This is a genomic window from Bacillus sp. N12A5, from assembly GCF_026790125.1.
Taxonomy (GTDB): domain Bacteria; phylum Bacillota; class Bacilli; order Bacillales; family Bacillaceae; genus Bacillus.
On the sequence record NZ_JALAMR010000005.1, the window covers coordinates 211,884 to 236,684 of the forward strand.

26 protein-coding genes and 3 pseudogenes are annotated in these 24,801 nt (G+C 41.6%); 7 read left to right on the forward strand and 22 right to left on the reverse strand.

Features of this window, described 5'->3' with window-relative positions:
- Positions 1-4 precede the first annotated feature (4 nt).
- From mleN to ansA, 3 genes are all read right to left on the reverse strand, one after another.
- Positions 5-1,411 carry a malate-H+/Na+-lactate antiporter MleN gene (gene mleN, locus MOC09_RS07105; RefSeq protein WP_268289374.1) on the reverse strand — a complete coding sequence of 469 codons (1,407 nt, stop codon included), beginning with the start codon at positions 1,409-1,411 and terminating at the stop codon, positions 5-7.
- A 141-nt stretch (positions 1,412-1,552) separates the two neighbouring features.
- Positions 1,553-2,980 carry an aspartate ammonia-lyase gene (aspA, locus tag MOC09_RS07110; protein WP_268289373.1) on the reverse strand — a complete coding sequence of 476 codons (1,428 nt, stop codon included), beginning with the start codon at positions 2,978-2,980 and terminating at the stop codon, positions 1,553-1,555.
- Between the two features lie 45 nt (positions 2,981-3,025).
- Complete coding sequence (gene ansA / locus MOC09_RS07115) at positions 3,026-4,015, reverse strand: asparaginase (protein WP_268289372.1); 990 nt, start codon at positions 4,013-4,015, stop codon at positions 3,026-3,028.
- A gap of 181 nt (positions 4,016-4,196) precedes the next feature.
- Here ansA and ansR point away from each other — a divergent pair, with 181 nt between their 5' ends.
- On the forward strand, positions 4,197-4,547 hold the full coding sequence (gene ansR / locus MOC09_RS07120; protein WP_268367085.1) for an HTH-type transcriptional regulator AnsR: 351 nt from the start codon (positions 4,197-4,199) through the stop codon (positions 4,545-4,547).
- A gap of 8 nt (positions 4,548-4,555) precedes the next feature.
- Here the strand turns inward: ansR and MOC09_RS07125 are convergent, their stop codons facing one another.
- Both MOC09_RS07125 and nudF read right to left on the reverse strand, forming a co-directional pair.
- Complete coding sequence (locus tag MOC09_RS07125; protein WP_268367086.1) at positions 4,556-5,719, reverse strand: TIGR00375 family protein; 1,164 nt, start codon at positions 5,717-5,719, stop codon at positions 4,556-4,558.
- Positions 5,716-6,273, reverse strand: a complete 558-nt coding sequence (nudF, locus tag MOC09_RS07130) for an ADP-ribose pyrophosphatase (protein WP_268367087.1) — start codon at positions 6,271-6,273, stop codon at positions 5,716-5,718. The genes MOC09_RS07125 and nudF overlap by 4 nt, the downstream gene beginning before the upstream one ends.
- 74 nt (positions 6,274-6,347) lie before the next feature.
- Between nudF and mciZ the strand changes: the two genes are divergently transcribed.
- Both mciZ and MOC09_RS07140 read left to right on the forward strand, forming a co-directional pair.
- Positions 6,348-6,470 (forward strand): Z-ring formation inhibitor MciZ, encoded by a 123-nt coding sequence (gene mciZ, locus MOC09_RS07135; RefSeq protein WP_268367088.1) that lies wholly within the window; start codon positions 6,348-6,350, stop codon positions 6,468-6,470.
- 62 nt (positions 6,471-6,532) lie between these two features.
- Entirely contained in the window at positions 6,533-7,453 is a 921-nt protein-coding gene (locus tag MOC09_RS07140; RefSeq protein ID WP_268367089.1) for an aldo/keto reductase, read from the forward strand.
- A gap of 31 nt (positions 7,454-7,484) precedes the next feature.
- Here MOC09_RS07140 and MOC09_RS07145 read toward each other — a convergent pair whose 3' ends face one another.
- The gene (locus tag MOC09_RS07145) at positions 7,485-7,709 is read right to left on the reverse strand and encodes a YqkE family protein (RefSeq protein WP_268367090.1); all 225 of its coding nucleotides are present in this window, start codon (positions 7,707-7,709) and stop codon (positions 7,485-7,487) included.
- Positions 7,710-7,870: 161 nt separating this feature from the next.
- Between MOC09_RS07145 and MOC09_RS07150 the strand changes: the two genes are divergently transcribed.
- Positions 7,871-8,788: an alpha/beta hydrolase gene (locus MOC09_RS07150; protein ID WP_268367091.1), complete on the forward strand. Its 918-nt coding sequence runs from the start codon at positions 7,871-7,873 to the stop codon at positions 8,786-8,788.
- Between the two features lie 40 nt (positions 8,789-8,828).
- On the opposite strand, the gene MOC09_RS07155 is transcribed toward MOC09_RS07150, so the two are convergent.
- The 8 genes and pseudogenes from MOC09_RS07155 to MOC09_RS07190 all read right to left on the reverse strand — a co-directional run bounded on the left by MOC09_RS07155 (position 8,829) and on the right by MOC09_RS07190 (position 13,337).
- Positions 8,829-9,068 (reverse strand): YqkC family protein, encoded by a 240-nt coding sequence (locus tag MOC09_RS07155; protein ID WP_019714866.1) that lies wholly within the window; start codon positions 9,066-9,068, stop codon positions 8,829-8,831.
- Between the two features lie 13 nt (positions 9,069-9,081).
- Entirely contained in the window at positions 9,082-9,405 is a 324-nt protein-coding gene (locus MOC09_RS07160) for an iron-sulfur cluster biosynthesis family protein (RefSeq protein WP_019714867.1), read from the reverse strand.
- Positions 9,402-10,433, reverse strand: a complete 1,032-nt coding sequence (locus MOC09_RS07165; protein WP_268367092.1) for a GNAT family N-acetyltransferase — start codon at positions 10,431-10,433, stop codon at positions 9,402-9,404. Before MOC09_RS07165 ends, MOC09_RS07160 begins: the two co-directional genes overlap by 4 nt.
- Positions 10,426-10,768: pseudogene (locus MOC09_RS07170) on the reverse strand (antibiotic biosynthesis monooxygenase family protein). The gene MOC09_RS07165 and the pseudogene MOC09_RS07170 overlap by 8 nt, the downstream one beginning before the upstream one ends.
- 12 nt (positions 10,769-10,780) lie before the next feature.
- Entirely contained in the window at positions 10,781-11,251 is a 471-nt protein-coding gene (locus MOC09_RS07175; RefSeq protein ID WP_268367093.1) for a GNAT family N-acetyltransferase, read from the reverse strand.
- Positions 11,252-11,439: 188 nt separating this feature from the next.
- A complete protein-coding gene (locus tag MOC09_RS07180) occupies positions 11,440-11,778 on the reverse strand; it encodes a YolD-like family protein (protein ID WP_268367094.1) in 339 nt (112 codons plus the stop codon).
- Positions 11,775-12,698: pseudogene (locus tag MOC09_RS07185) on the reverse strand (DNA polymerase IV); the annotation flags it as partial. The gene MOC09_RS07180 and the pseudogene MOC09_RS07185, both read right to left, overlap by 4 nt.
- A gap of 36 nt (positions 12,699-12,734) precedes the next feature.
- On the reverse strand, positions 12,735-13,337 hold the full coding sequence (locus MOC09_RS07190; protein WP_268370022.1) for a TetR/AcrR family transcriptional regulator: 603 nt from the start codon (positions 13,335-13,337) through the stop codon (positions 12,735-12,737).
- 285 nt (positions 13,338-13,622) lie between these two features.
- Here MOC09_RS07190 and MOC09_RS07195 point away from each other — a divergent pair, with 285 nt between their 5' ends.
- From MOC09_RS07195 to MOC09_RS07205, 3 genes are all read left to right on the forward strand, one after another.
- Entirely contained in the window at positions 13,623-15,059 is a 1,437-nt protein-coding gene (locus MOC09_RS07195; RefSeq protein WP_187953844.1) for a DHA2 family efflux MFS transporter permease subunit, read from the forward strand.
- Positions 15,060-15,262: 203 nt separating this feature from the next.
- Entirely contained in the window at positions 15,263-16,495 is a 1,233-nt protein-coding gene (locus MOC09_RS07200; protein WP_187953655.1) for a cytochrome P450, read from the forward strand.
- 43 nt (positions 16,496-16,538) lie between these two features.
- Positions 16,539-16,973, forward strand: a complete 435-nt coding sequence (locus tag MOC09_RS07205; protein WP_187953656.1) for a hypothetical protein — start codon at positions 16,539-16,541, stop codon at positions 16,971-16,973.
- 348 nt (positions 16,974-17,321) lie between these two features.
- Here the strand turns inward: MOC09_RS07205 and MOC09_RS07210 are convergent, their stop codons facing one another.
- The 8 genes and pseudogenes from MOC09_RS07210 to MOC09_RS07245 form a co-directional block, all read right to left on the reverse strand.
- Positions 17,322-17,564: a hypothetical protein gene (locus MOC09_RS07210; protein WP_250620339.1), complete on the reverse strand. Its 243-nt coding sequence runs from the start codon at positions 17,562-17,564 to the stop codon at positions 17,322-17,324.
- 218 nt (positions 17,565-17,782) lie between these two features.
- Entirely contained in the window at positions 17,783-18,919 is a 1,137-nt protein-coding gene (locus tag MOC09_RS07215) for an NADH-dependent flavin oxidoreductase (protein ID WP_268370027.1), read from the reverse strand.
- Positions 18,920-18,972: 53 nt separating this feature from the next.
- Positions 18,973-19,168: pseudogene (locus tag MOC09_RS07220) on the reverse strand (aldo/keto reductase); the annotation flags it as partial.
- Positions 19,169-19,685: 517 nt separating this feature from the next.
- Positions 19,686-20,405, reverse strand: a complete 720-nt coding sequence (locus MOC09_RS07225; RefSeq protein ID WP_187953657.1) for an SDR family oxidoreductase — start codon at positions 20,403-20,405, stop codon at positions 19,686-19,688.
- An 827-nt stretch (positions 20,406-21,232) separates the two neighbouring features.
- Positions 21,233-21,940 carry an SDR family oxidoreductase gene (locus MOC09_RS07230; RefSeq protein ID WP_268370029.1) on the reverse strand — a complete coding sequence of 236 codons (708 nt, stop codon included), beginning with the start codon at positions 21,938-21,940 and terminating at the stop codon, positions 21,233-21,235.
- Between the two features lie 43 nt (positions 21,941-21,983).
- Positions 21,984-22,727, reverse strand: coding sequence for an SDR family oxidoreductase (locus MOC09_RS07235; RefSeq protein ID WP_268370031.1), 744 nt, complete (start codon positions 22,725-22,727; stop codon positions 21,984-21,986).
- 140 nt (positions 22,728-22,867) lie between these two features.
- On the reverse strand, positions 22,868-23,848 hold the full coding sequence (locus tag MOC09_RS07240) for an aldo/keto reductase (protein WP_187953845.1): 981 nt from the start codon (positions 23,846-23,848) through the stop codon (positions 22,868-22,870).
- Positions 23,849-23,958: 110 nt separating this feature from the next.
- Complete coding sequence (locus MOC09_RS07245; RefSeq protein WP_187953660.1) at positions 23,959-24,801, reverse strand: SDR family oxidoreductase; 843 nt, start codon at positions 24,799-24,801, stop codon at positions 23,959-23,961.

Sequence of the window (24,801 nt, forward strand, 5' to 3'; positions counted from 1 at the left end):
CCTATTAGCCTAGTTTTTCGGCTTTAACTGTATTGTTTTTCGTATACCATATAAATTTTCCTGTATAACCATAGATAATTGCAAGACCTATTGCGACAAAACTGAGCCACATAAACGGCAAATAAGAGAAGGTAGAAACACCTAAAATACCAGCCATGTAAATACCGTTATCAGACCAAGGCACCATGCCTGAAGTCAATGTTCCCCCGACCTCTGAGTTACGTGATAACACTCTTCTGTCCAGATGTAAGCGATCATAGCTGTCTTCCATGATCTTCGGCGTCAAAATAAGGGATACATACATGGCACAGCCGAAGATGTTCGCTAAAAACGCTACAATCAGCGTAGACAATGTCACATTGCCGGCTGATGTTAATTTCTTTTCAAACATAGAGACAATGACTTTTAGAACGCCAAGCTTCTCAAGCAGCCCTCCAAAACCAAGGCCAAAGATAATCACGACTAGGGAACTGAGCATTCCGACAATTCCACCGCGATTTAACAGGCCGTTCAAGAATTCAACATCTGTTTTAATAGAAAAGCCGTTGTACGCAGTTGCAATCGCATCCGCTGGATTCATGCCTTGGAAAACAACAGCCCAGACAGCGCCAAGCAAAGCGCCAATTACGATAACCGGCATAGACGGCTTTTTCATCGCCAACAAGACTATGACGATAACAGCTGGGATCAGCATCCAAATATGAATGTCAAACGTGTTTTGCAAAGATGATTTTAAGAATTCGACTTTATCAAGATCAATATTTTTCCCGCCGTACATAAATCCAACAACTGTAAAGAGTATAGCTGTAATGACATATGCCGGTATTGATAAATAAAGCATTGCTCTCACGTGAGCCAATACATCAACTTTTGATAGTGAAGAAGCCAAAACTGTACTGTCAGACAGCGGAGACAGCTTGTCCCCGAAATACGCGCCTGAAAGAATAGCCCCCGCTACTAGTGGAAGCGGAATACCTAAACCTTCTCCTATTGCAATCATGGCGATGCCGGCAGTTCCGACCGTTCCCCATGACGTTCCTGTTGCTACAGACATGATTGAACAAATAATTAACGTTGCCAGTAAAAAGATACTAGGGTGAATAAATTCTAATCCATAATAAATCAGTGTAGGCACTACGCCTCCGGCAATCCACGTTCCGATGAGCGCCCCGACTGAAACAAGAATCAGAACGGCTTCAAGACCGTTTGATATTCCATGCAAAATGGCATTTTGCATATCTTTATAAGAATAACCGAGTCTGATACCGAGAATCATTGCAATAAACCAGGAAATGAAGAGCGCGAGCTGTATCGGCAAGTCTAAAAAGACTGTAAACGACATGACAAGTGCTAAAAAGGATCCTAGTACAATAATAATTTCGAATAGTGTTGGCAGTCTTACATCCTTCAAAAGAAGTCCCCCTTCATGTAAAAAGCTAAAACGCTTTCAATAAATAGTACAACACGTATACTATACTTCCTCATCCCTATGTTGTAAACAGCTTATTCATCCGACTATTCGGAGATGAATAAGCTGCATTTTGTTCAAATTTTATTTTTCTAATAATTCTTTTCCAGCAATCCCTGGCTTTGTCATCTCATATGGATTTAAAATAATATCCAATTCCTCTTCTGTCAGCACATCATGCTGCAGACAAAGATCACGGACTGATTGGCCTGTCATAATCGCTTCCCGGGCGATTCGGGCTGCTGCTTCATATCCGAGGTGCGGATTGACTGCAGTAATCACTCCTGCGCTTTTTTCAACGTATTGCTTCAAGCGTTTTTCATTGGCTTCGATGCCTTTTAAGCAATAGTCAGTGAATGAACGGAAGCCGTTGTTCATGATGCTGATGGATTGAAGCAAATTAAAGACAAGCACGGGCTCCATGACGTTCAATTCAAGCTGTCCGGCTTCAGAAGCAAGGCAGATTGTATTGTCGTTTCCAATAACCTGGAACGCAATTTGGTTGATCAGCTCAGCCATTACCGGATTGACTTTCCCGGGCATAATAGATGATCCCGGCTGACGTGCAGGCAGAGAAATTTCTGCTAAGCCGGCGCGCGGTCCTGATGCCATTAAGCGAAGGTCATTTGCGATCTTTGACATGTTCATCATGCAAACTTTTAGTGCAGCTGATACCTCTGTGTAGGCATCTGTATTTTGTGTCGCATCAACAAGATGATCAGCGCCGACAAGAGGAAGCCCGCTGATATCAGCAAGGTGCTTTACAACCTGTTTGATATATTCAGGATCTGCGTTCAGGCCTGTGCCGACAGCAGTAGCACCCATGTTGACCTCATACAGGTGCTGGCGTGACTGCTTGATTCGTTTGATATCACGCTCCAGCACACGGCTGTACGCTTCGAATTCCTGGCCGAGGCGAATCGGAACAGCGTCTTGAAGGTGTGTCCGCCCCATTTTAATCACTGAGTCAAATTCCTGTGCTTTTTGTTTGAATACACGATGCATGTCTTCCATTGTTTTCAGCAGCTTTTCTAAAAGCTTCAGTGTGGAAATGTGAATCGCTGTCGGAAACACATCATTTGTGGACTGTGACATATTCACATGTGTGTTTGGGCTTAAATGGATGTAGTCTCCCTTTTTATGGCCCATGATTTCCAGCGCCCGGTTTCCAATAACCTCGTTCGCATTCATGTTCATAGAAGTTCCGGCGCCGCCCTGAATAGGATCGACAATAAACTGATCGTGCCATTTGCCTTCCAGAATCTCGTCGGCGGCTTGTACGATAGCTTGGCCAATTCCTTCATACAGCCGTTTTACATCCATGTTGGCAAGGGCCGCAGCTTTTTTTACAATCGCCAGTGCGTTAATCATTTCTTCATGGATCTTGTATCCCGTAATCGGGAAGTTTTCAGAAGCACGGAGCGTCTGGATTCCGTAATAAACATCCGCCTCAATTTGTTTTTCCCCAAGGAAGTCTTTTTCCACGCGATATTCTTTTTGGCCGTTTAACATAATCTTTAACCTACTTTCTCTAAGATGGTTATCGTTTCTGATATTTTACAGGACAACGTCATCAGCAATCGGCGTTTCCATAATTCTTTTGACAATAGGAAGATCCGAAGACTGGCCGAGTGCCCACATCAGTTTTGGCACGATTGCTTCTGTATTCATATTTCTGGATCGGATAATTAAGTCTTGATTGACTCTGCGGCCGACCTCGTAAATGCTCATGTCTTCGCCTTCTTCCAGACATTGGGTTGTGATCACGACGACGATGCCGCTTTCGATCAGCTCATTCACTTTTGATAAAATGTCTCTGCCTTCAAACGGCACGCCTCCGCTGCCGTAGCTCTCAATGACAATTCCTTTGTACATGCTTTTCAGGGCATCAAACATTTCAGGCTTTAAGCCCGGATGCAGCTTCAGCAGACATACATCTGTGCATAGTGAAGTATCAACTGTGAAAGTGGCATTCTCAGGTTCCGTTACTTGTTTGTTGTATTCGATCCCGTCTTCATTGATAAAAGCGATATAGGGGTAATTGATGCTTTCAAATGCGTCATAGCTTTTCGTTCTTAATTTGATCGCACGCGTTCCTTGGATGACTCTGCCATCAAACACAACATATACGCCGCCCACACCTTCACAAGCAAAGCGAATGGCGTCCGTGATATTTTTTTTGGCGTCCGTTTTTTGGAATGTGATCGGGATCTGCGAGCCAGTAATGACAATCGGCTTTTTGGCATGCTGCAGCATATACGATAATGCGGCAGATGTATAGGCCATTGTATCCGTACCGTGGGTAATAACAAAACCGTCATAAGCATCATAATTTTCCTTTACGGCTTCTGCTATTTCCACCCAGTATTCAGGCTGCATATTGGTGCTGTCTATATTCATAAGCGACTGTGTTTCCATCGTGTAATCGTTATCAAGTTTTGATACGTAACTTAATAATTCATCAGCCTTGACTCCGGGAGCCAGCCCATTTTCCCCTTCAACCGAGGCAATCGTTCCCCCAGTTGTCAACATCAATAATTTTTTCATACCATGCACCTCTTCACTGTATCTAAAGATGGGTTGCGAGAAGGCATTCGCTTTTCGCATACTTTTAATGCAATTATAGACACGGAAAATAAAATACGCAAGACATTATTATTCAATTCGCGTACACTTCCTAATACCTATATGATATAATCAGCTCAAGGTGAAAAAGGAGCGGAAGTTCATGAATCTAGATCGTTTAACTGAATTGAGAAAAAAGAAAAATTGGTCGCTTCAATATACAGCTGACCTTCTGGGTATCGCAAAAAGCACATATGCCGGCTATGAGTCAGGCTACCGCCGGCCTTCGCTTGAGGCGCTTGCCATGCTGGCTGACCTCTTTGATACAACCTGCGATGAACTTTTGGGCCGCGAGAAACAAAAGCAGACTGCCCCTCAGACCATAGAATTGACCACGTGGAGCAGCCTTGACTTTCACATTACTGTTGATGGCAAGCCGCTGAGTGAAGACGAAATCATCCAGTTGATTACCTTTATCCGGACAAAGAGAAAAGTACAGGAGGAAATGAGTTAATCATTACCTCACGGTTTAATTTTACCGTAGGTTCCTCCCCCTCCGGCTTTCAATTCCAGCTTTCCGGATCTTGCTTTAACAATTAGTGCCGCTGTTTTTGGCGGGACGACGCGAGCCAAATCTTCTTCTGCAGCCTCATGAAGAACAGCCATTTCTGTTCCGAAGGCTCTTTTTAGTTTGTCCAGCGTTTTCGGACCGACACCCGGAACAAATTGCAGCGGGATCTGGTGAACATACCGCGGACGCGGTACGCGAACTTCAGCCTGATCACTCAATTCACGCAATCTTTCGCTGACTCCCTTGGTAAATCTGGCATTTCCGCAATTCGCACACGCTGTTTCCCCGTTCACAGCAGGTTCTCCGCACGCTTCGCAAGCCGTCTGATAATATTTCCCCAATAACGGGTCCAAGCCGTAATTTGCAGTAACTTTTCTGTCATCCTGTCCCCTTAATGCAAGAGCAAATTCAGTAAAATCAGCTGACTGTACATATAGTTCATTATATTCTCTGCCGATTTTCCCTAACGAATGCGCATCAGAATTTGTTAAAAACGTATACTGATTTAATTCAGATACGTGTGATGCCATGTCTGTATCACAGCTTAATCCTAGCTCCACCGCATCTATCATAGAGGGCTCAAAAACTTCGGTTATGCTTGATTTAACCCCTTTTCCATATAAGCTTTTATGCGGCGTAAAGATATGGGCGGGAATAAACAGCCCGCCCATTTCCTTCACTTTTTTTTGCAGGTTGAAGCCCGTTTCATATATCCGCTGTGAGCTTAAGTGAATATTTTTCAGCCGCGCTGACAGCCAGTTTGAAAACTGCTTCATATCAGCCAGCGTCGGCATAAAGGCGAGCACATGAATCGGCCCGCTGCAGGCTTCATCATAAATCTCCAGCTCGCTCCCCAACAAAAGAGTCGTGCTGCGGTAACGAATCCCACCGCCGTCAAGCTCGTGATACTTTCCAGATGATAAGCCTTCCTCAAGCTCTAGGATGACCTCTGGAGAATGACAGTCGATAATACCTAGAAGTTCAATTCCTTTATGTTCGCTGGCTTCAACCAAAATCCGGTCCAGCGTCAACGTTTTGGCGCCTGTGATTTTGACGGCTCTTCCTGTAAAGGTTCGGCCGATATGAATGTGCAAATCTGCGTAAATTTTTTTCATTTTTGTGCTTGGAGCGCTTCTTTCAGCTGAAGATACTGAATCGCATAGGCTGTTTTAGCATCGTATACCTCACGTGATTCAACCAGCTTCAGCGCATCTTCAAGCGTCACCTCCATCACTTCAACAAACTCGTCCTCATCAAGCTCCCGTTTTTCTTCGAGCACAGAAAGCTCTTCAGCAAGAAAAACATGGACAATTTCATCAGCAAAACCGGGCGATGTATAAAACGCAGTGATTTTTGTCAGTTTTTTCGCTGTATACCCCGTTTCCTCTTCTAGCTCCCGAAGTGCCGTATACTCCGGCTCCTCCCCTTTTTCAAGCTTTCCGGCTGGTATTTCAACGATCGTCCGCTCAAGCGGCTTACGGAATTGTTTCACCATGATGATTTTCCCTTCATCTGTGAGAGCCAAGACCGCTACAGCTCCGGGATGTTTCACAATTTCACGTTTACTCGTTTTGCCGTTTGGAAGTTCAACGTCCTCTACAAAAAGATCAATGACTTTCCCTGAAAAAATTTGTTCTTTGGCAATTGTTTTTTCTTCTAATGGTTTCATTTCTTCATCTCCCGTTCTGTCTCTATATGATGCCCCATACATTTTATCATACTAGAGAAAAAGGGGGCTTCTTCGTGAAAGTGCACCGCATGCCAAAAGGTATCGTCTTAGTCGGAAAAGCATGGGAGATTCGGGCGAAGTTAAAGGAATACGGACGAACATTTGAATATGTGAAGGATTGGGTCTCTAAGCCGTAAAAGTTGAAACTTTAGCTCCTTTATATTACGGTCAATACAAAGCCTAAAAAAGGAGTGTGCACATGAAAAAGCGCAAACTGGGTACATCTGATTTAGAAATAAGCGAAGTCGGACTCGGCTGTATGTCTCTTGGAACTGAAAAAAACAAAGCCTTGTCCATCCTGGATGAAGCCATCGAGCTTGGCATTAACTATTTGGACACAGCGGATTTATACGACCGCGGACGCAACGAGGAAATCGTCGGTGATGCGATCCAAAACAGGCGCCAGGATATTATTTTGGCAACGAAAGCGGGAAACCGCTGGGATGACGGAAGCGAGGGCTGGTATTGGGACCCTTCAAAAGCTTACATAAAAGAAGCCGTTAAAAAGAGTCTTGCGCGGCTGAAAACGGATTATATCGACCTTTATCAGCTTCACGGCGGCACGATAGAGGACAACATTGATGAAACGATCGAAGCGTTTGAGGAATTAAAACAAGAAGGTGTCATCCGTTATTACGGCATTTCTTCCATCCGTCCGAATGTGATTAAAGAATATGTGAAAAAATCAACCATCGTCAGTATTATGATGCAATTCAGCCTGTTTGACAGACGCCCCGAAGAATGGCTTCCGCTTTTAGACGAACACCACATCAGCGTAGTCGCCAGAGGTCCGGTTGCCAAAGGGCTCTTAACTGAAAAACCGCTTGATCAAGCGGCGGACAGCATCAAACAAAAGGGATATCTGTCCTATACCTTTGAGGAATTGACACATGCCCGCAAAGCCATGGAGAATGTTGCTCCCGATCTTTCCATGACAGAAAAGTCACTGCAATATCTATTAGCACAGCCTGCTGTCGCCTCAGTGATTACAGGCGCCAGTAAGATTGAGCAGTTACGGGAAAACGTTCAGGCTGCAAACGCACGGCGTTTAACGGAAGCGGAAATCAAATCGCTCCAATCTCATACGAAACAAGATGTTTATGAAGCTCACCGCTCATAATAGAAAAACCAGCCCCTGTACGGGTGCTGGTTTATTTATATTGATGCCAATCCATCTGGCTCTCATTAAGAAGCTCTTCAAAGCTTTTGTTTTTTTCGATCTCTTTTTTCTTTCTGATCTGTTCTGCTTTCTCTCTTTCCTGCCTCTTTGCATCCTCTTCCTTCAATTGGCTCTTCAATCCCATAAGTTTTGCTTTGATGTCGGATTGAAGGTCATCTTTCAATTGGTGCTTGTCAGCGGATTTTTGTTTTTTCATGTATGACTCCCCCGTAGTTTGGTTTGAAGCCAGTTTATCACGGAGCATGCAGACTGAACAAGCGGACTCTCTTCTGAAAACTTTTTGGGCCTGTGCAGCAGTGTTTAGGTATAATGATTTTAGATATATTTCCTAAAATTAGTTGAAAGGTGCTGTGACTTTTGAAGAGAATCCTTTTGGCCATCGGCGCTCTCTTAGCCGCTATCATCGCAATCGGGATATTTTTTTCGAATATCATTCTATTCATCAAGAAAAAAACAAATGAAGAGATTATAAAAAGAGAGACAGACGACGGACATGATGTGTTTGAATCATTTGAACGAATGGAGAAAACCGCTTTTGTAATCCCTTCCGCTTACGGATATGATATAAAAGGATACCACGTTGCACCGCATGACACACCAAACACCATCATCATTTGTCACGGCGTGACGATGAATATGCTGAATTCTCTTAAATATATGCATTTATTTCTCGATCTCGGCTGGAACGTGATTGTTTATGACCATCGCCGGCACGGACAAAGCGGCGGAAAAACGACTAGCTATGGGTTTTATGAAAAGGATGATCTCAGCGAGGTTGTCAGCTGGATCAAAAACAAAACAGGGCATCGCGGTTTGACCGGAATTCATGGTGAATCTATGGGGGCTGTGACTGCCCTGCTTTACGCTGGTGCACACTGTGATGATGGCGCTGATTTTTATATTGCCGATTGTCCGTTCGCCCGTTTTGATGAACAGCTTGCTTATCGGCTGAAAGCAGAATACAGGCTCCCGTCTTGGCCGCTGCTTCCCATCGCCGACTTCTTTTTAAAGCTGAGGGGCGGCTATCGCGTCCGCGAAGTATCTCCGCTTGCTGTCATTGATAAAATCGAAAAACCGGTCCTTTTTATTCACAGCAAGGATGATGATTATATTCCCGTTTCTTCAACCGAGCGGCTTTATGAAAAGAAACCCGGACCGAAGGCGCTGTATATTGCCAAGAATGGTGAACACGCCATGTCGTATACAAAAAACCGGGACACATACCGAAAAACGGTGCAGGTGTTTTTAAACAAATTGAATGATCCAACACTATAAAAAAAGCGAAAGGCCCCTTCAGCTCTTTCGCTTTTCCACATCATAAAACGTCGGTAATGCCATCCATATTTTCTCTGATCCAGTCAATCGCAAGATCTATCGTTGTAAACTCCTGCGTTTCGAAGGTCATTTCATCCTGCAATAGCCACACATCTTTCTTGACGGATTCTGCTCCTCCGATTGACCAGTGAAGCAAGGTATAGGGATGGTTTTGGTTCAGGAAGGATACCCACGTTTTATTCTGTGCTGTGTTCTTCATTGACTTCAGCTTTTGTTCCACGTTTCGTGTCTCCCTACTTTACTAATATGCTCATTCTGGGGCTGAGCATTTCAGCCGGGCTTTTTAGCGCCAGCGTTTTGGCTTTTTCATTGTAATCGATCGTCATTTGATCGTCAAAAAACACTTTTTGCGACGATTGGATATACAGCGGGATGCCGTTCGTTTCCAGCTGCTCGCACTGTCCCGTTAATTCTTCTGTAAGCCAGATTGTCGGTACACCGCTTACCGCACAGCCGCATCCTTCTGAATCGTAACGAAGCTGGGCTTTTTTTCCCGGGTTGGCGTCAAACGCCTCTTGCAGTGCCTGTTTTGCTGCATCTGTCACATGTATATTCATAAGGTGAGACCCCCGTTTTCATCATTTTCGCCATTGTAGCATACAACGCTTCCATTCGCATTGTTTCTGCCTTCTTTCCAGCGCTTCGCTTTCTCTTCTGCAGTCTTGATCCAATCATCTTTCCCTTGTATGTAGTGATTGATGCTGTCCGGATACTGGGCCGCCAGCCGTTTTTTGAGAACGGCGTATTCTTTCGCTATTGCTGGATGGGCTCTGAGATAATCTCTAAATAACAAGTGCCTTTCAATTGCACGGTTCCCCTTTTCGTACATATGGACATGATGAGTGCGCTTATTTCCGCCCTTTTGGAAATAACGCCTGCCCGCTATGCCGTTTTCTCCTTTCGGTGTATAGCCGATTGACTTCATTTTGGTGTCATATTGGCTCACAGCTTCAATGCTTCTGACTTCAACTAACATATCAATGATTGGCTTTGCCGCCATGTTCGGTATCGATGTGCTTCCGATATGGTGAACAGCGATGATCTCAGGCCCGAACACAAGCTTCAGCCGGTTTTTTTCCTCTTTAAAAAGTTCCGCCCATTTCTCATTATAAAGCACAACTTCAACTTTTCTTTTCGGATACAAATAAAGGACAGACAGCAAAAGGCCTTCCCCGGCTTTGACGGTTTCTGTGTGCTGAAACCCCGCTTGTGTATAGAGCGAAACAGCCGGTGTATTCTTCTCGGCTGTGACTACTTTCATTTTCTCAGCGTCTTCGTTTTGATCGATGACAAATTGCAGAAGTGCTCGTCCAATCCCTTTTCTAAAACCGTCAGGATGGACAACAAGCCTGCAAATGGTGAGATGATGCATGTTTTTCTCATATGAAATGACACCGATCAGCCTGCCGTCTTTCCGATATCCCGCAAACTGTTCACGAGACGCCTGAATATCCTTCGCCGTCTCTTGCAAGGCAGGGATACCGTCAAAACCGATAAGCTCCGCTTCCTTGATATAGGCGGGCTGCTGTACGGCAATAATCTCACGCGCTGTGACGTCTTCCTTATGCTGAAGAAATTCAATCATGCGTGTTCTCCTGAAAACAGCCGCTGCCTTTCGACTTTTGCCACGCGGACTGCATACGACGCGTACCAAACGCTTTTTCCTTTTTCTTTTGCCGCTTGATGTTCAGTATGATGCTTCCAGTGGTTAATTGCGTCCATACTGTCCCAGTAGGAAACCGTTATGCCCCTTCCGTCTGCTTCACGAACGCTTTCGACGCCTAAAAATCCGGGCTGATCCGCCGCAAGCAATACCATCCGCTCCGCTGTGTCTCCATATCCTGCGTCATTTTCGCTTTTGACAGAAGAAAAAATGACCGCATAGTAAGGAGGCTCAGGTGTTTTTGATAAAAAATCCATCCTATTTCCCCCTCATATGTTTTTGACAAACAGTACCCTGTCTTGGCCCGGGCCGTCGTAATTTGCAAACACTGAGATTCCATTTACCGTTTTGGTGCCCTTTTCAATGTCAAAACCCAATTTTGTGTGATATGCGATTGATACCTTATTCACCGGTGAAGTGACGCACTTTACCCGGGTGCAGCCTCTTTGTTTTACTGTTTCAATAAATACATCATATAATTGTTTTCCAATTTGCATTTTTCTGAAATCCGGATGCACACCGGAAAAATGGATGTATGCCGTTGCAGGATCAGATTGCGATTGAAACCCGATTAAAAATCCGGTCATGCTGCTATGTTCAGATGTGATAAAGCTTGTGTCCTGAAAATGCTCAAAAAATAATCTCGGCAATTTTTCTTTCAGCTGTTTGCCGCCCCACCATTCATTCATTACAGACGTTACCATTTCATAATCTGAAGACGTGATTGTTCGAATATCCATTACGATTTGATCTCCCTCCGTCTGGCAAAACGAATGTCAGCTCTTTTTTCTCACAATATAAAAATTATATTTTGCCTGACTGGAATTGTAAATGCCTTCTTTCCTGTATCATACGTTTCCAGACTGCCGGGGGAACAATGTTTGATATTTTTACACATCTTTCTCCCCCCCGTGCAGGAGGGAGAGATTTACAGCACAATATCAAGCACTTGATCAAGTTTCAGCTTATAAAGCTGATCTTCGTCTCCTTTTAACCATACTGTTTTTTCAAACTCTTCATACCGGCAGATTTTCCCGGTATAGCAGACAATGTCACCGTCCTGAAAACAGCTGACAGTGATATCCTGAGCAAACTCCATCGCGGTGCAAAGCATTTGATTCATCTCCTCCAGCTTATCAGGATCAAGGATCGGCTTTTGAAGCTTCTGTTTATGGCGTTTTCTCTCAAGCAGGCTTTGTTTATGCTCTGGCAGAAACATCCTGCTCCCTTCCCACAGCAGATTGCCTCTTTTTAAATGGTCGTTCATTTATAATGCCCTCCTATTTTAGCCGCTCGTTCAAATGCCTGGCCTGCCGCTGTCAGTGACGCCGCCCTGATGATGGCTGTGTCGCCGAACCTGTTTTTAATGCCGTCCATCACATAGCCGAGACTCATTTTCTTGGCATAATCCTGAAACAAATTGAGCTGCCATATGTCATCAGATGAGAGCTGAGACAAATTGACCCCGAGGCGGCGGACGGGCTTCCCGTCCCAAAACGCAAGAAACAGCCGGCACACAGCTTCATATACATCCTGTGTAGAATTCGTCGGCTCCGCCAGCTTTACTTGCCGGTTGAAGCCCGTCGGCCAATCAAAATCAGCCCCCCGGCAGCTCACTGACACCGTCTGCCCCATTACCCCGGCGTTTCGGCTTCGCCTGCACACTTCTTCACTCAGCTCGAGCAGCACGACTTTGATTTCTTTATCAAAGTGTTCGTAGTCTCTCGGGAGGGTCATTCCATGGCCTATCGCCTTTTGCCCGTCCAGAGATGAAGTTGACACAGGGGAATAGTCGATCCCGTTCGCTGTCATCCACAGCACGTGGCCGTTAATGCCCCATTTCTTTTTTAAAAGATCGAGCGGAAAAGCTGCAAGTCCGCCGATCGTGCTGATGCCCATTCGATTTAAATGATGCTTCATGCGGCTCCCAACACCAAACATGCTGCCCACTGGGAGCGGCCACATTTCGTTTTTCATATTTTCTTTCGTTAAGGTAAAAATACCGTTCTTATTCTTTTTGGCAAAATTGTCACACGCGATTTTGGCTAGCGCTTTATTAGGGCCGATTCCGACCCGCGCATACACGCCAATCTCCCGCATGATTCTGCCCTGAATGCTTTTCGCGATCTCCTCCGGCGTCCCAAACAGTTTCTGGCTGCCTGTAATGTCCATGAACTGTTCATCAATTCTGTTGTCAATGCTATTTAACTATTTGTACACTATTTAAGAATTTTTATCATGATAATAGTAGAGCAAGTAGTGTTGTTTTGCGAGATAATGCGATGTATAGGGCATATCGTTTTGTAGCCAACAAACTATAGTGCCGATTAATGCTGAAGATCCGTGCCAAATAGCTATATCTTTTTGAATTCCTGCTTTATGAAAAAAAGAATCGCTCCCTAATTCTTCTAACCTTACAGTGATGATCTCAGTTAGCAAATTTAACAAACGTTCAGTAAAAATAGGGACCCTCCTCGAATCTAATATCACTTTATAAAAGTTAGCGTGTTCCGCAATATGATCAAGCAGTCGTATCAGCATCAATAAATCCATATCTTCAGTCGAATCCTCATTCATCGGCTGACTTTTCAAGATACTCTGAATATCTTCAATCATATCATCTGCCATCTTTTCTAACATATCTGGTATATCACGATAATGTAGATAAAATGTAACACGGCTAATTGTAGCACGCTCCGTTATACGGCTAACGGACATTTTCTCAATATCCATTTCCTGAAGGAGATCAACAAAAGCCTCTCTTATTAAAAGCCGTGTTCGGAGGATTCGCGGATCTGTATGGTCTTTACCCTTAATATTATTCATCATTCTATTTTTCCTTTCTACTTGTTATTCAAATATACATTTTTTATAAAAATGTACTAAATTTTCTAAGTAAACAACGAAATGAAGATCATTGTAAACTAATTTACACTTTATTAATAATTGTAAATTGAAAAAATAATATCTGCTAACTATAATTTAATTTACACATTGTTAATTATATTACATTGTGTAAATTAGATCTAGTAAAAAAGAAAGGAAGTTTTCATCTTGAGGGAATCTATAGGAACAACTAGCTCTTTCAAAAAAGGGCCTATTTTATTCATTATGATTTTGGGGGCTTTTCTAGCCACTCTAAATCAGACAATCATGAGCGTTGCTACTCCAGAACTAATGGTTGATTTTGATATTTCGGCTACAACTGCACAATGGCTTACAACGGGATATATGCTAGTAAATGGGATTCTAATTCCAATCACAGCCTATTTCATGCAAAGGTTTACCACCCGTCAGCTTTTTCAATCTTCAATGTTCATATTTTTAGCAGGCACGATAGTATCTGCTATAGGAACAAACTTTCCAGTTCTTTTGACTGGACGCATGATTCAGGCAGCGGGAGCAGGCATTATTATGCCACTTCTTATGAATGTTATTTTAACGCTCTTTCCACCAAATAAGAGAGGGGCAGCCATGGGAATGGTGGGCTTTGCGATTATTTTTGCGCCAGCCATCGGTCCTACTATAGCAGGGTATATTTTAGAAAATTATGATTGGGAATTAATGTTTTATGGTATGGTCCCTCTAGCAGTCCTAGTCATTATCCTCGGTTATATATATCTAAAGAATGTTTCGGAACAGATTAAAATTAAAGCTGATTTCCTTAGTGTAATTTTATCTACAATCGCTTTTGGGTCCCTTTTATATGGCTTCAGTGAAGCAGGCAGTGAAGGGTGGTCAAGTAGTGAGGTGCTTGTGCCCATTGCATTGGGAGCTATAACTCTTGGTCTTTTCACGTGGAGACAATTGAGTTCCCAGAATCCCCTGCTGGATCTCCGGGTCTTTAAGTATAATATGTTTTCTTTAACAACTATTATAAATATCGCGGTTACGATGGTTATGTATGCAGATATGATGTTGCTTCCACTGTACTTACAGAGTGCACGTGGCTACACCGCATTAGAGTCTGGTTTGTTACTTCTCCCCGGTGCACTTGTAATGGGTTTCTTAATGCCTATTACTGGAAAGTTATTTGATCGATTTGGAGCAAAATGGCTCTCCATTATTGGTTTGATTATTACGATTGCCACAACTATCGGCTTTATTAATTTGACAGATTCAACTAGCTATACCTATTTGCTGCTCATGTCTACAGGGCGTCGAATTGGAATGGCATTAATGCTAATGCCTATTCAAACAGCAGGCCTAAATCAATTACCTTCCAGTTTGAATGCACATGGCACGGCTATCTCTAATACTATTAGGCAAGTAGCAGGCGCCGTTGGTACTTCTCTTCTTGTAACAGTCATGACGAACCGTACCGAAACGCATTTTAAGGAAATGATGTCTACTGGTGAAAGTAGAGTAACGCCAGAAAATATGATTTTAGAAGCCACCATTCAGGGTATTAACGACGCTTATGTTGTAATTATAGGAATTGCAGTGATGGGATTACTTCTATCATTTTTTATCAAGCGTGTTAAGCAAAGCCACGAGGAAATTTCAGATGCTAATCTAAATAAGACTACTATCCAAGATGCACAATAAAAAGCAAGCAGAGGATGTTAAAGCATTAAAAATAAAAAACAGATTAGCCAAATCATTTGAATTTCCGAATGAAAAATAAGTATATGTAATTTATTAGTCCCTATGTTTCCAATGAATCTTCTTTTACAATTCATTGGATGGGACTCAATTTACTTCAACCATGAACATTTAGCTTATGTATTTCATTTTTCAGGAGGGATATTATGAGTCAAGAAGTCATTCCATATACAGAAATTCCAAATTTCCAATCACGTGCAGAAGAATTTTTTCCTATTGATTGGTATAAAGACATGCTTCACAATCATCCTGTTTATTTTCATAAAAAAACGAATACATGGAATGTGTTTACTTACGAGCATGTTAAACAAGTATTAAGTAACTACGAATTTTTCTCCAGTGAAGGTCCTAGAACAGCTAGTTTTGTTGGAGTTGATAACAAACAAGGAAAAACTTCACCTATAACAAACATTTCAAGTGTGGATCCTCCTCAACACAGGAAGAATCGCTCCTTGTTAGCAGCAGCTTTCACTCCTCGTAGTTTGAAAGACTGGGAACCACGTATTCAACAGCTTGCAACTGAACTTGTAGAAGACATAAAAGCAAATTCTACTGTTAATATTGTGGAAGCTCTGGCATCTCCTTTACCCAGTCTAGTTATAGCCGATTTATTTGGGGTGCCGATACAAGATAGGCATCAGTTCAAAAAATGGGTTGATATCCTTTTCCAACCCTTTAACAAAGAACGGATAGAAGAGATTGAGTTAGAAAAAAAACATGCTGCAAAGGAATATTTTGAATATCTTTATCCTATTGTCGTTCAAAAACGTTTGGATCTTCGCGATGATATTATCTCGGACTTAATCCAAGCAGAAGTAGATGGTGAAAAGTTTACAGATGAAGAGATTATACAGGCTACAATGCTACTTTTAGGTGCAGGAGTCGAAACAACCAGCCATGCCATTGCCAATACGTTTTACTCATTTCTCTATGATGACACATCATTATATGGAGAATTACGAAATAATGTGGAATTAGTCCCAAATGCAGTGGAAGAGATGCTCCGATATCGTTTTCATATTTCAAAAAAAGCTCGTACGGTTAAACAAGATAATCATTTATTAGGAGTTGAACTAAAAAAAGGAGATGTAGTCGTTGCCTGGATGAGTGCATCCAATGTGGATGAAAATATGTTTGCTCATCCTTTCTCCATAGACATTCATCGTTCAAATAATAAAAAACATTTGACATTTGGAAATGGACCACATTTCTGTTTGGGTGCGCCTCTTGCGAGGTTAGAAATGAGAATAGTCCTAGAGGCATTCTTACAAAAATTTTCTCGCATTGAACCATTGGAAAGGTTTGAATTAGAAAAAAACTTGACTGCTTCAGCTACAGGACAGTCCTTAACTTACCTTCCAATAAAAGTATATAGTTGAAGATTTCTACTAAAGTAAATCACTCTGAGAAAGGAAGATTAGTATGAATACTTCAGACCAAAACGTACCGGAGAACAGCCTATTTCGTGATGCAAACAGTGAAAATCCATTTCCGTTATTTGCAAAATTGCGGGCAATGAGTCCTATTATTCCTATCCCAAATCCTATGGGGGGAACAGGTCAAACCTGGATGGTTACACGTATAGAAGAGGGGATGCAGGTGCTCAAAGATCATATACGCTTCACTGTAGACAGGAGCTCCATTGATGGCAACAGTAACAGTAAGAAAACCCTAGTAGACAAAGTTGATCCATCGGCTCCCCCTGTATTATTACAAAGTCATACATACACTCTAGTTAACATAATAGAGCTTATGAGAAGGAAAAAAGGCGTAAAACCATTGAGTGACAAAGATTTTACGCTTTTTACTTTCCCCTTAGGTATACTTTTAAGGATAGTTTGGTTAACTTGGTTGTGAATTTAAAACAAAGATTGCTAATTTGTAATAAAGTTTAATCAAAATCCTGTACCAATATAAACAGGATTTTTCTTATTTTACTTTTGATCTTCTAAAACTCCATTTGTGTTACTCCACTAAAGGGCCAGATTGTGGAGTAACTCGGTTGTTTTTTTATTACGAATTCTTGGTGGATGCAACAGTGCGTTGCCTTAGAAGAGGTTAAATGATTTTGTCGCAATACGATTAACTGTGTATAAAATTTAAACCAGTTGGGTTCAACAATCAGCCGCACAAGCGCCTAATTGTTGAGAAATAAAGGGTGTTGCAGATAACTTGCACTTATTTAACGTTAGCCTTTTTTTATATTCAGCCCTTTTCACGCACAATAACTTCACTTACATCCACATAATCCGGTTGCTCAATTGCATACGCCATGGCATTAGCAATGACTTCTGGAGGAAGGGCTGATTTACGACCTTCCTTTACAAAAGTAGCGCTGGCTTCGTCGGTAATATCGTGCCCAAGCTCGGTTTCTGTAACACCTGAGCTTATTACCGTAACCTTTAATTTCCCAGCAACTTCTTGTCTCAATCCTTCGAAAATAGCCATCACAGCAAACTTTGTTGAACGTACACAGCAGGTGTTAATACTACGGTATGACCAGCTGTAGAAGAAGTATTAATAATATGTCCGTAGCCCTGTTCCTACATAATAGGTAATGCAGCAGCAATGCCATACAACACACCATTAATATTTACATCAATCATTTTCTCCCTCTGAATGAAAAGTCTCAATGACTTCAAAAGTAATTAATTTTAGCTACGATATTATTCTTCAATCTTGAACCAACCGGTTGCTTCTTTAATGACAGCCCAAAGTTTTTCTGGAATTTCAAGCTCACTCACTTTTAAAGCCTTCAACACTGTCTCGATTCCAGCTTCATCTCCAGCTTTAACCTTTTCAACCCAATCTGGATTGATAATTAGCGCATGACCAATAGATGCTAGGGAAAGACCCTTTTGCAATGCTTTTGCTACATCATCCGGAGTTTCCATTGAACCAGCAGCTAATAAAGGAACTCTGCCGTTTACATGTTCAACAATTAATTCAAGGTAGGTTTTGTCATCTTGACTATCCACTGGTGTTGAAAAAAGTGTATTTGCCAATGAAACATGCACATAATCAACATCCTCTTCAATCAAGCGTTCAATTAATTCATAGGTATCTTTAATTCTTAAACCACCTTCTTGTGGCTCTTCAGGAGAGATTCTGTAACCTAAAATAAACGGTTTTGTTGCATGCTTTTTAATTACATTTTTCAATTCCTGAACGATTGCTAGTGGGAAACGCATGCGATTTTCTAATGATCCCCCCCATTGATCTTCTCGTCTGTTGAAGAGTGGGGAGAAGAAGTTTTGCATTAAAAATGCATGAGCACCATGAAGTTCCACACCGTCAAAACCTGCTTCAATGGCTCTTCTTGTTGTTTCTCCAAAGGCATGGATGATATCTAAAATTTCTTCGTGTGAAAGTTCTCTTGGTACTACCTTATCCTGATGAAATGGAGTTGGTTCTGTTACCATTGAACTTGCACTTACGACATCACCATTTGGAATAAGATCTGCTACACCTTTATTACCTGCATGAAAAATTTGAAGGATAGCAGGAGCTCCGCCACTTTTCGCTGCCTCCGCCAATTTACGTAAACTTGGGATGAATTTATCGTCATAAGCTGCAAATTCATTTGTAAATCCTATACCGTTTGGAGTAACACGCGTACAACCTGTAATAACAAGTCCTACTCCCTTCACTCTTTTTCTGTAATAGTTTAATTCATCATCTGAAACAGTGTAATCATCGTTACTTGACCAAGTTGTCATTGGTGACATTACGACTTTATTTTTAAGAGTAATCCCATTTTTAAATGTAAAAGATTCAAATAAGTTACTATATTTTTTGTTCATGTTTTACCTCTTTCTTAAATGTTGTAGTTTGTTCTATTTATACGGAAAGGCGCAAGCGCTTCTCCAACCAGCTCTTCGTTAGTATATGGGCCGTAAACTTCAGCTGTATCAAACGCCTTTTTCATAGGCTGTACGAATAGTTTCAATGCCTTGCTCTTTGTCTTCAGGAGGTTCATAGTTGTCACTAATACTCATGCACCCAAGTCCTAATTCCGTAACGTCTAATGTTCCGAGTTTTCGTGTTTTCAATTTATTTACCTCCTTTTTGTAAAGGATTATTAACCCTTCATATATTTAAAGGGTGCGAGAATAGGTTATTCCTTAGAGTCGTATCTAAAGCAAGTGTTTTTTATTTTTTTCGATAAAAACACGATTTAGAAAGCTATCTGTACGAGGTTTATCAACAAGATACCAATGAAACAAGCTATTTAATTTTGAAGAAAAGGTTTTCTACTTCTTTTCAAAAAGATACATAAACCCACTATCTGAGCAGTCCGATCCTATTCATCAAAGTTATATCCCCCCTCGAACGGAATTGAACTTCCCTGCACTCAATAGTGCAATAAGAAAGGAGAAATCGGGCACGATTGCTGGACAATGAGCTCGCTTTTTTCTAGGGAGATCCGAATAGTCCTAATTGGATGTAAATAATGAAGAAACCCAGCAACTTTCACATGAGAAGGTTGCTGGATTTCTTCATTTTATAGTTGAACAATCGTTATTTAACATGTAAATAATACACCACAAAGTAGATGCTTCTTTATATTCAGCCCTTTTCACGCACAATAACTTCACTTACATCCACATAATCCGGTTGCTCAATTGCATACGCCATGGCATTAGCAATGACTTCCGGAGGAAGGGCTAATTTACGACCTTCCTTTACAAAAGCAGCGCTGGCTTCGTCGGTAATATCGTGCCCAAGCTCGGTTTCTGTAACCCCTGGACTTATTGCTGTAACCTTTAATTTCCCGGCAACTTCTTGTCTCAACCCTTCGGAAATAGCCATTACGGCAAACTTTGTTCCAGCGTACACAGCAGCTGTTGGTACTACGGTATGACCAGCTGTAGAAGAAGTATTAATAATATGTCCGTAGCCCTGTTCCTGCATAATAGGTAATGCAGCAGCAATGCCATACAACACACCTTTAATATTTACATCAATCATTTTCTCCCACTCGTCTACTTTTAATTTATCTAATGTAGACAATGGCATAATCCCTGCATTGTTAATCATGACGTCTACTTTTCCATAGATAGTTACCGCGTGTTTCACAAGATTTTCTACATCGCTGCGCTTGGTTACATCCGTTACTTTATAGGTGGCTGTTCCGCCTTTAGAAGCAATAGAGGATACCAATTCTTCAAGATTTTCTTTTCTGCGTGCTCCTAAAACCACTTTTGCACCTTTTTCAGCGAGAAGTGCAGCCGTTGCACGTCCAATTCCACTGCTTGCCCCTGTAATAACAATTACTTTATCTTTCATCTCTAAAACTCCTTTTTATCTTGAATATTTGACATTTCTCGAGTTTTCGTGTTTCCATTTTATTTTTCTTCTGTTTTGTAAAGGTTTATTAACCCTTTATGTATTTAAATGGCGCAAGAACAGGTTACTTCTTAGAGTGCACTCTAAAGCAAGTGTTTTTTTATTTTTTTCAATAAAAACACGATTTAGAAAGCTGTCTGTACGAGGTTTATCAAAAAGACACAACTCTTGCAGCTACTGTTCATCAATATTTTGATAACGTTAGGCTGGATAAAAAAATAAAATTATATCCATATAAGATCCAATGAGGGAGCATGATGTCCTCAAACACATTTTATAATTATTTGAGGATGCGTTAGGCTCTTAATTGAACAAAAATCGTATGAGCCACAAACGATTCGATTCAACCTCTACCATACTGCTTCTATTACTATCAATTAATTGAGGAATATCATCAGGAACTCGAGGAAGATTACGTTTTTATTCCCCCGATCGTATAACTTAACGCTCAGTCAAACTACTTACAAAATTTGATCTAAGTTGTCTCTCAACCTAACAGCACCTTTATTTACACGAACCATTTTTCGCATAAAAAAACTGTCCCAAAATCAATAAAAAATTGGGACAGTTGCATCAAAAGTAGATGGTAACTTTTAAAAGCTTAGGTGAACTCTGTCCCAACCAAACCAGCTATTGATGAAATCGAGTTAATGTGGTCCGAGCGATCCTAGCGCATCACAGGTAGCTAGAGGAGCTAGAGGACGCGTTACATAAGTTAGTTTAAAGAACCACCCTTATACATAAAAATATTCGTTTATACTATAATGTTACCAATCGATTTGTTTTCCATCTCTAAAGAACCCTCCATTAGGCCCCTCAGGTCCAATAGTTGCTAACCAAAGGATAGACTCAGCTGCTTGCTTTGGGGTTCTTGGAGCAGATGGTCCACCCATATCTGTACTTACCCATCCCGGACAGACCGCGTTTATTTTGATATCTCCTTTGACTTCTGCACTTACCAATTGTGTCAATCCATTCAAGGAAAGTTTAGACAATTTATAGGCACCTGCTCCTTGGACGGACATGTCTCTCATTGCCCCATATCCTGAAGAAACATTAATAATTCTCCCATAGCCTTGCTTTTCCATGAGGGGAATAAAGGAATGGATGACATGGTAAGCACCGAAGAAATTAGTTCTCATCGTTTTCTCTAGAATGGAAGGGTCCATAGTCGATAACTTTTCATTCACATTCAAATACACACCAGCATTATTAATCAATACGTCTAATCTTCCATACCTCTCACTTACTGTCATCGCAGCTTGACGGATGCTTTCTTGATTGTCTACATCCAACATCACAAACGAAACATCCAGATCTGATTCCTTAAGTTTTTCCGCAACTTCATGACCCATCTTTGGATCCCGACTTGCCAAAATAACCTTAAAACCTTTTAGAGCCAATTGTTTAACCAGCTCATATCCAATCCCTCGATTCCCGCCGGTGACTAAAGCAACTTGTTTATCCTGTGACATAAATCCTCCCTTTTTCTCCTGCTATAACATTTGTTTCAATTCATTAGAGTTCTTGAATGGTTGGACGAACAATCATCTCATTAATCGCTACATCTGATGGTTGTTCAATGGCAAATGCAATGGTACGAGCAATGCTAGCAGGCTCGATTTGAACTTTTTTATTAGCTTCAACGGATGCAGATTTTAATTCTAAATCTGAAATGGCATCTAGTAATTCTGTATCAATAGTCCCTGGCGAGATAATGGTTGTACGAATATTGTTGCTATACTCTTCTATACGAAGACCTTCTGTTATGGCTCGTACAGCAAACTTGGTACCACTATAAACTGAACTAGCAGGGAATACTAAGTGACCAGCTATTGAGGAAACATTTATGATATGCCCTTCTTTTCTTTCTCTCATGGACGGAAGAACAGCAGCAATACCATAAAGTACACCCTTGATGTTAACATCAATCATCTTATCCCATTCATTGATTTTTTTCTGATGAACTGGTGATAATGGCATTACTCCCGCATTATTAACCATTACATCAATTTTTCCGTACTCTTTAAGAGCATAATCAGCTAACTCTTCCACTTGTTCGTGTGAGGCAACATCGGTCACTTTATAAATAGCTTGCCCGCCTTTATTTTGAATCTCTTCTTGTAATTTCTTTAATCGATCTTCGCGACGAGCCGCTAGTATCAACTTCGCACCTTTAGATGCAAGTTCTTTTGCGGTAGCTTCACCAATTCCACTAGAGGCACCTGTAATAATGACAACTTTATCTTGAATATTTGACATTCAAATAACATCCTCTCTTATAAAAAACTTGATAGAACAATCAACTTTCTATTTTTCTTAGGTGAAGGGAGGAAGGGAATTTCCTTCACCAATTCAGGAGTAACTGGGTGTACTTTAGTAATTGTTAAGGACCATTACTGTTACTGCTCAACACTCTGCATGTGGATTTCATTCATACGACCACCGTGCACCTTAACTTTAGAGAAATTCGTTTCTAGTTCACGAAGTTCTGCTGGTGTCAGCTGAATATTTATAGCTCCTAAATTTTCGTTCAGGTGGTCTATATTACGTGTACCTGGGATTGAAACAATCCATGGCTTCTGCGCCATAAGCCATGCAAGAGAAATTTGAGCCGGAGTAGCGTTCTTTTTCTCTGCAAATTTTCTGAGCAAATCAACAACCGGCATATTTGCTGTTAAGTTTTCAGGAGTAAATCGAGAAAAGTCAGCTCGAAGATCCGTATTTGGATCAAAATTTGTGCGAGCATCTATTTCCCCCGTGAGATAACCTAAACCAACTGGTCCCCATGGAACGAAGCCGATTCCTAACTCCTCACAAGCTTTAAGTACTCCATTTTGTTCTGGGTCTCTTGTCATAAATGAGTATTCGCTCTGAATAGCTGTAACAGGTTGAACAGCATGCGCTCGGCGTATTGTTTTCTCACTCGCCTCAGACAGACCGTAATGTAAAACCTTTCCTTCCTTAATGAGATCTTTCATGACACCAGCGACTTCTTCGATGGGCACTTTCGGATCTACTCGGTGCTGGTAATAGAGATCAATTCGGTCCGTTTTAAGGCGCTTAAGTGAGTCCTCAACTACTTTCTTGATGTGTTCTGGTCGGCTGTTAAGAACTTCGGAACCTTCAATGTCAAAACCAAATTTGCTTGCTATAACCACTTCGTTACGGAAAGGCGCAAGTGCTTCTCCAACAAGCTCTTCGTTAGTATATGGACCGTAAACTTCGGCTGTATCAAAGAATGTGACACCCTTTTCATAGGCTGTACGAATAATTTCTATGCCCTGGTCTTTGTCTGCAGGAGGCCCATAGTTGGCGCTAATACTCATGCACCCAAATCCTAATTCCGATACGTCTAATGTTCCGAGTTTTCGTGTTTTTATTTTATTTTCCTCCTTTTTCAAAAAGGTTTATAAACCCTTTTTTATTTAAATAGTACAAGAATAGGTTACTCCTTAGAGTCGACTCTAAAGCAAGTTTTTATATTCGTAATTTATGCATCCTCATATGCAAGTGATGTTGATAGGTCACGATAAGCGTTAATCTGCTTTTGGAGATCTGCTACTTTCTGCTCAGCAGCAGCTATTGCATCAGCCCCAGCGATCCAGCGTAATGGTGGTTCCTCCTGGTTAGCGATCGTAATCAACGCCTTAGCTAGTTTTGCGGGATCTCCACCCTGCTTGCCACTCATTGAATCCCATCCAGCGCGAGTTTTTTCAGTACGCTCGGTATAATCATCGATTGTCAACTCAGGCCAGGTCCTCGACTCCGGCTCTAGCAAGTCTGTACGGAAGAAGCCTGGTTCAACGATGGTAGTCTTAATACCAAAGGGTTCTACCTCGAAGCGTAGTGATTCCATCCAACCCTCAACTGCAAATTTTGAAGCTGCGTAGGCGGAAGTGAACTCTCCTCCAACCAAACCAGCTATTGATGAAATCGAGATAATGTGTCCTGAACGAGCCTTACGCATCACAGGTAGCGCTGCACGAGTAACATTCATCGGACCAATAAGGTTGGTGGCTAGTTGTTTCTCAATCTGAGCCGGGCTTAGTTCCTCGAAGTAACCCGCATAGAAGTTACCGGCATTATTAACCAGCACATCGATTGTTCCGAAGCGCTCTACTGCCGTCTTGACAGCTGCCTCAGCATCAGTTGAACTAGTAACGTCCAATTTAACAACTAGTAAATTTTCGTTTTCACCAATGACCTTAGCCACCTTTTCTGGATTTCTACCTGTTGCAACAACCTTATAACCTGCTGCAAGAGCAGCCTTTGTAATATCAACACCCATGCCGCGTCCGGCACCAGTGATAAACCAAACTTTATTGTTAGTCAT

What these genes read in the sequence shown, in the direction of transcription:
- ansR (WP_268367085.1), top strand. Translation starts at nt 4,197, where the DNA reads ATGAATCTAGATCGTTTAACTGAATTGAGAAAAAAGAAAAATTGGTCG.
- MOC09_RS07200 (WP_187953655.1), top strand. Translation starts at nt 15,263, where the DNA reads ATGAGTCAAGAAGTCATTCCATATACAGAAATTCCAAATTTCCAATCA.
- MOC09_RS07125 (WP_268367086.1), bottom strand. Translation starts at nt 5,719, where the DNA reads ATGAAAAAAATTTACGCAGATTTGCACATTCATATCGGCCGAACCTTT.
- MOC09_RS07175 (WP_268367093.1), bottom strand. Translation starts at nt 11,251, where the DNA reads ATGGATATTCGAACAATCACGTCTTCAGATTATGAAATGGTAACGTCT.
- MOC09_RS07230 (WP_268370029.1), bottom strand. Translation starts at nt 21,940, where the DNA reads ATGTCACAGGATAAACAAGTTGCTTTAGTCACCGGCGGGAATCGAGGG.
- MOC09_RS07205 (WP_187953656.1), top strand. Translation starts at nt 16,539, where the DNA reads ATGAATACTTCAGACCAAAACGTACCGGAGAACAGCCTATTTCGTGAT.
- MOC09_RS07225 (WP_187953657.1), bottom strand. Translation starts at nt 20,405, where the DNA reads ATGAAAGATAAAGTAATTGTTATTACAGGGGCAAGCAGTGGAATTGGA.
- MOC09_RS07165 (WP_268367092.1), bottom strand. Translation starts at nt 10,433, where the DNA reads ATGATTGAATTTCTTCAGCATAAGGAAGACGTCACAGCGCGTGAGATT.
- MOC09_RS07195 (WP_187953844.1), top strand. Translation starts at nt 13,623, where the DNA reads ATGATTTTGGGGGCTTTTCTAGCCACTCTAAATCAGACAATCATGAGC.
- MOC09_RS07145 (WP_268367090.1), bottom strand. Translation starts at nt 7,709, where the DNA reads ATGAAAAAACAAAAATCCGCTGACAAGCACCAATTGAAAGATGACCTT.
- aspA (WP_268289373.1), bottom strand. Translation starts at nt 2,980, where the DNA reads ATGTTAAACGGCCAAAAAGAATATCGCGTGGAAAAAGACTTCCTTGGG.
- MOC09_RS07245 (WP_187953660.1), bottom strand. Translation starts at nt 24,801, where the DNA reads ATGACTAACAATAAAGTTTGGTTTATCACTGGTGCCGGACGCGGCATG.
- MOC09_RS07210 (WP_250620339.1), bottom strand. Translation starts at nt 17,564, where the DNA reads ATGGCTATTTTCGAAGGATTGAGACAAGAAGTTGCTGGGAAATTAAAG.
- MOC09_RS07160 (WP_019714867.1), bottom strand. Translation starts at nt 9,405, where the DNA reads ATGAATATACATGTGACAGATGCAGCAAAACAGGCACTGCAAGAGGCG.
- ansA (WP_268289372.1), bottom strand. Translation starts at nt 4,015, where the DNA reads ATGAAAAAATTATTGATGTTGACAACTGGGGGAACGATTGCCTCGGTT.
- MOC09_RS07215 (WP_268370027.1), bottom strand. Translation starts at nt 18,919, where the DNA reads ATGAACAAAAAATATAGTAACTTATTTGAATCTTTTACATTTAAAAAT.
- MOC09_RS07140 (WP_268367089.1), top strand. Translation starts at nt 6,533, where the DNA reads ATGAAAAAGCGCAAACTGGGTACATCTGATTTAGAAATAAGCGAAGTC.
- MOC09_RS07235 (WP_268370031.1), bottom strand. Translation starts at nt 22,727, where the DNA reads ATGTCAAATATTCAAGATAAAGTTGTCATTATTACAGGTGCCTCTAGT.
- nudF (WP_268367087.1), bottom strand. Translation starts at nt 6,273, where the DNA reads ATGAAACCATTAGAAGAAAAAACAATTGCCAAAGAACAAATTTTTTCA.
- MOC09_RS07190 (WP_268370022.1), bottom strand. Translation starts at nt 13,337, where the DNA reads ATGAATAATATTAAGGGTAAAGACCATACAGATCCGCGAATCCTCCGA.
- MOC09_RS07180 (WP_268367094.1), bottom strand. Translation starts at nt 11,778, where the DNA reads ATGAACGACCATTTAAAAAGAGGCAATCTGCTGTGGGAAGGGAGCAGG.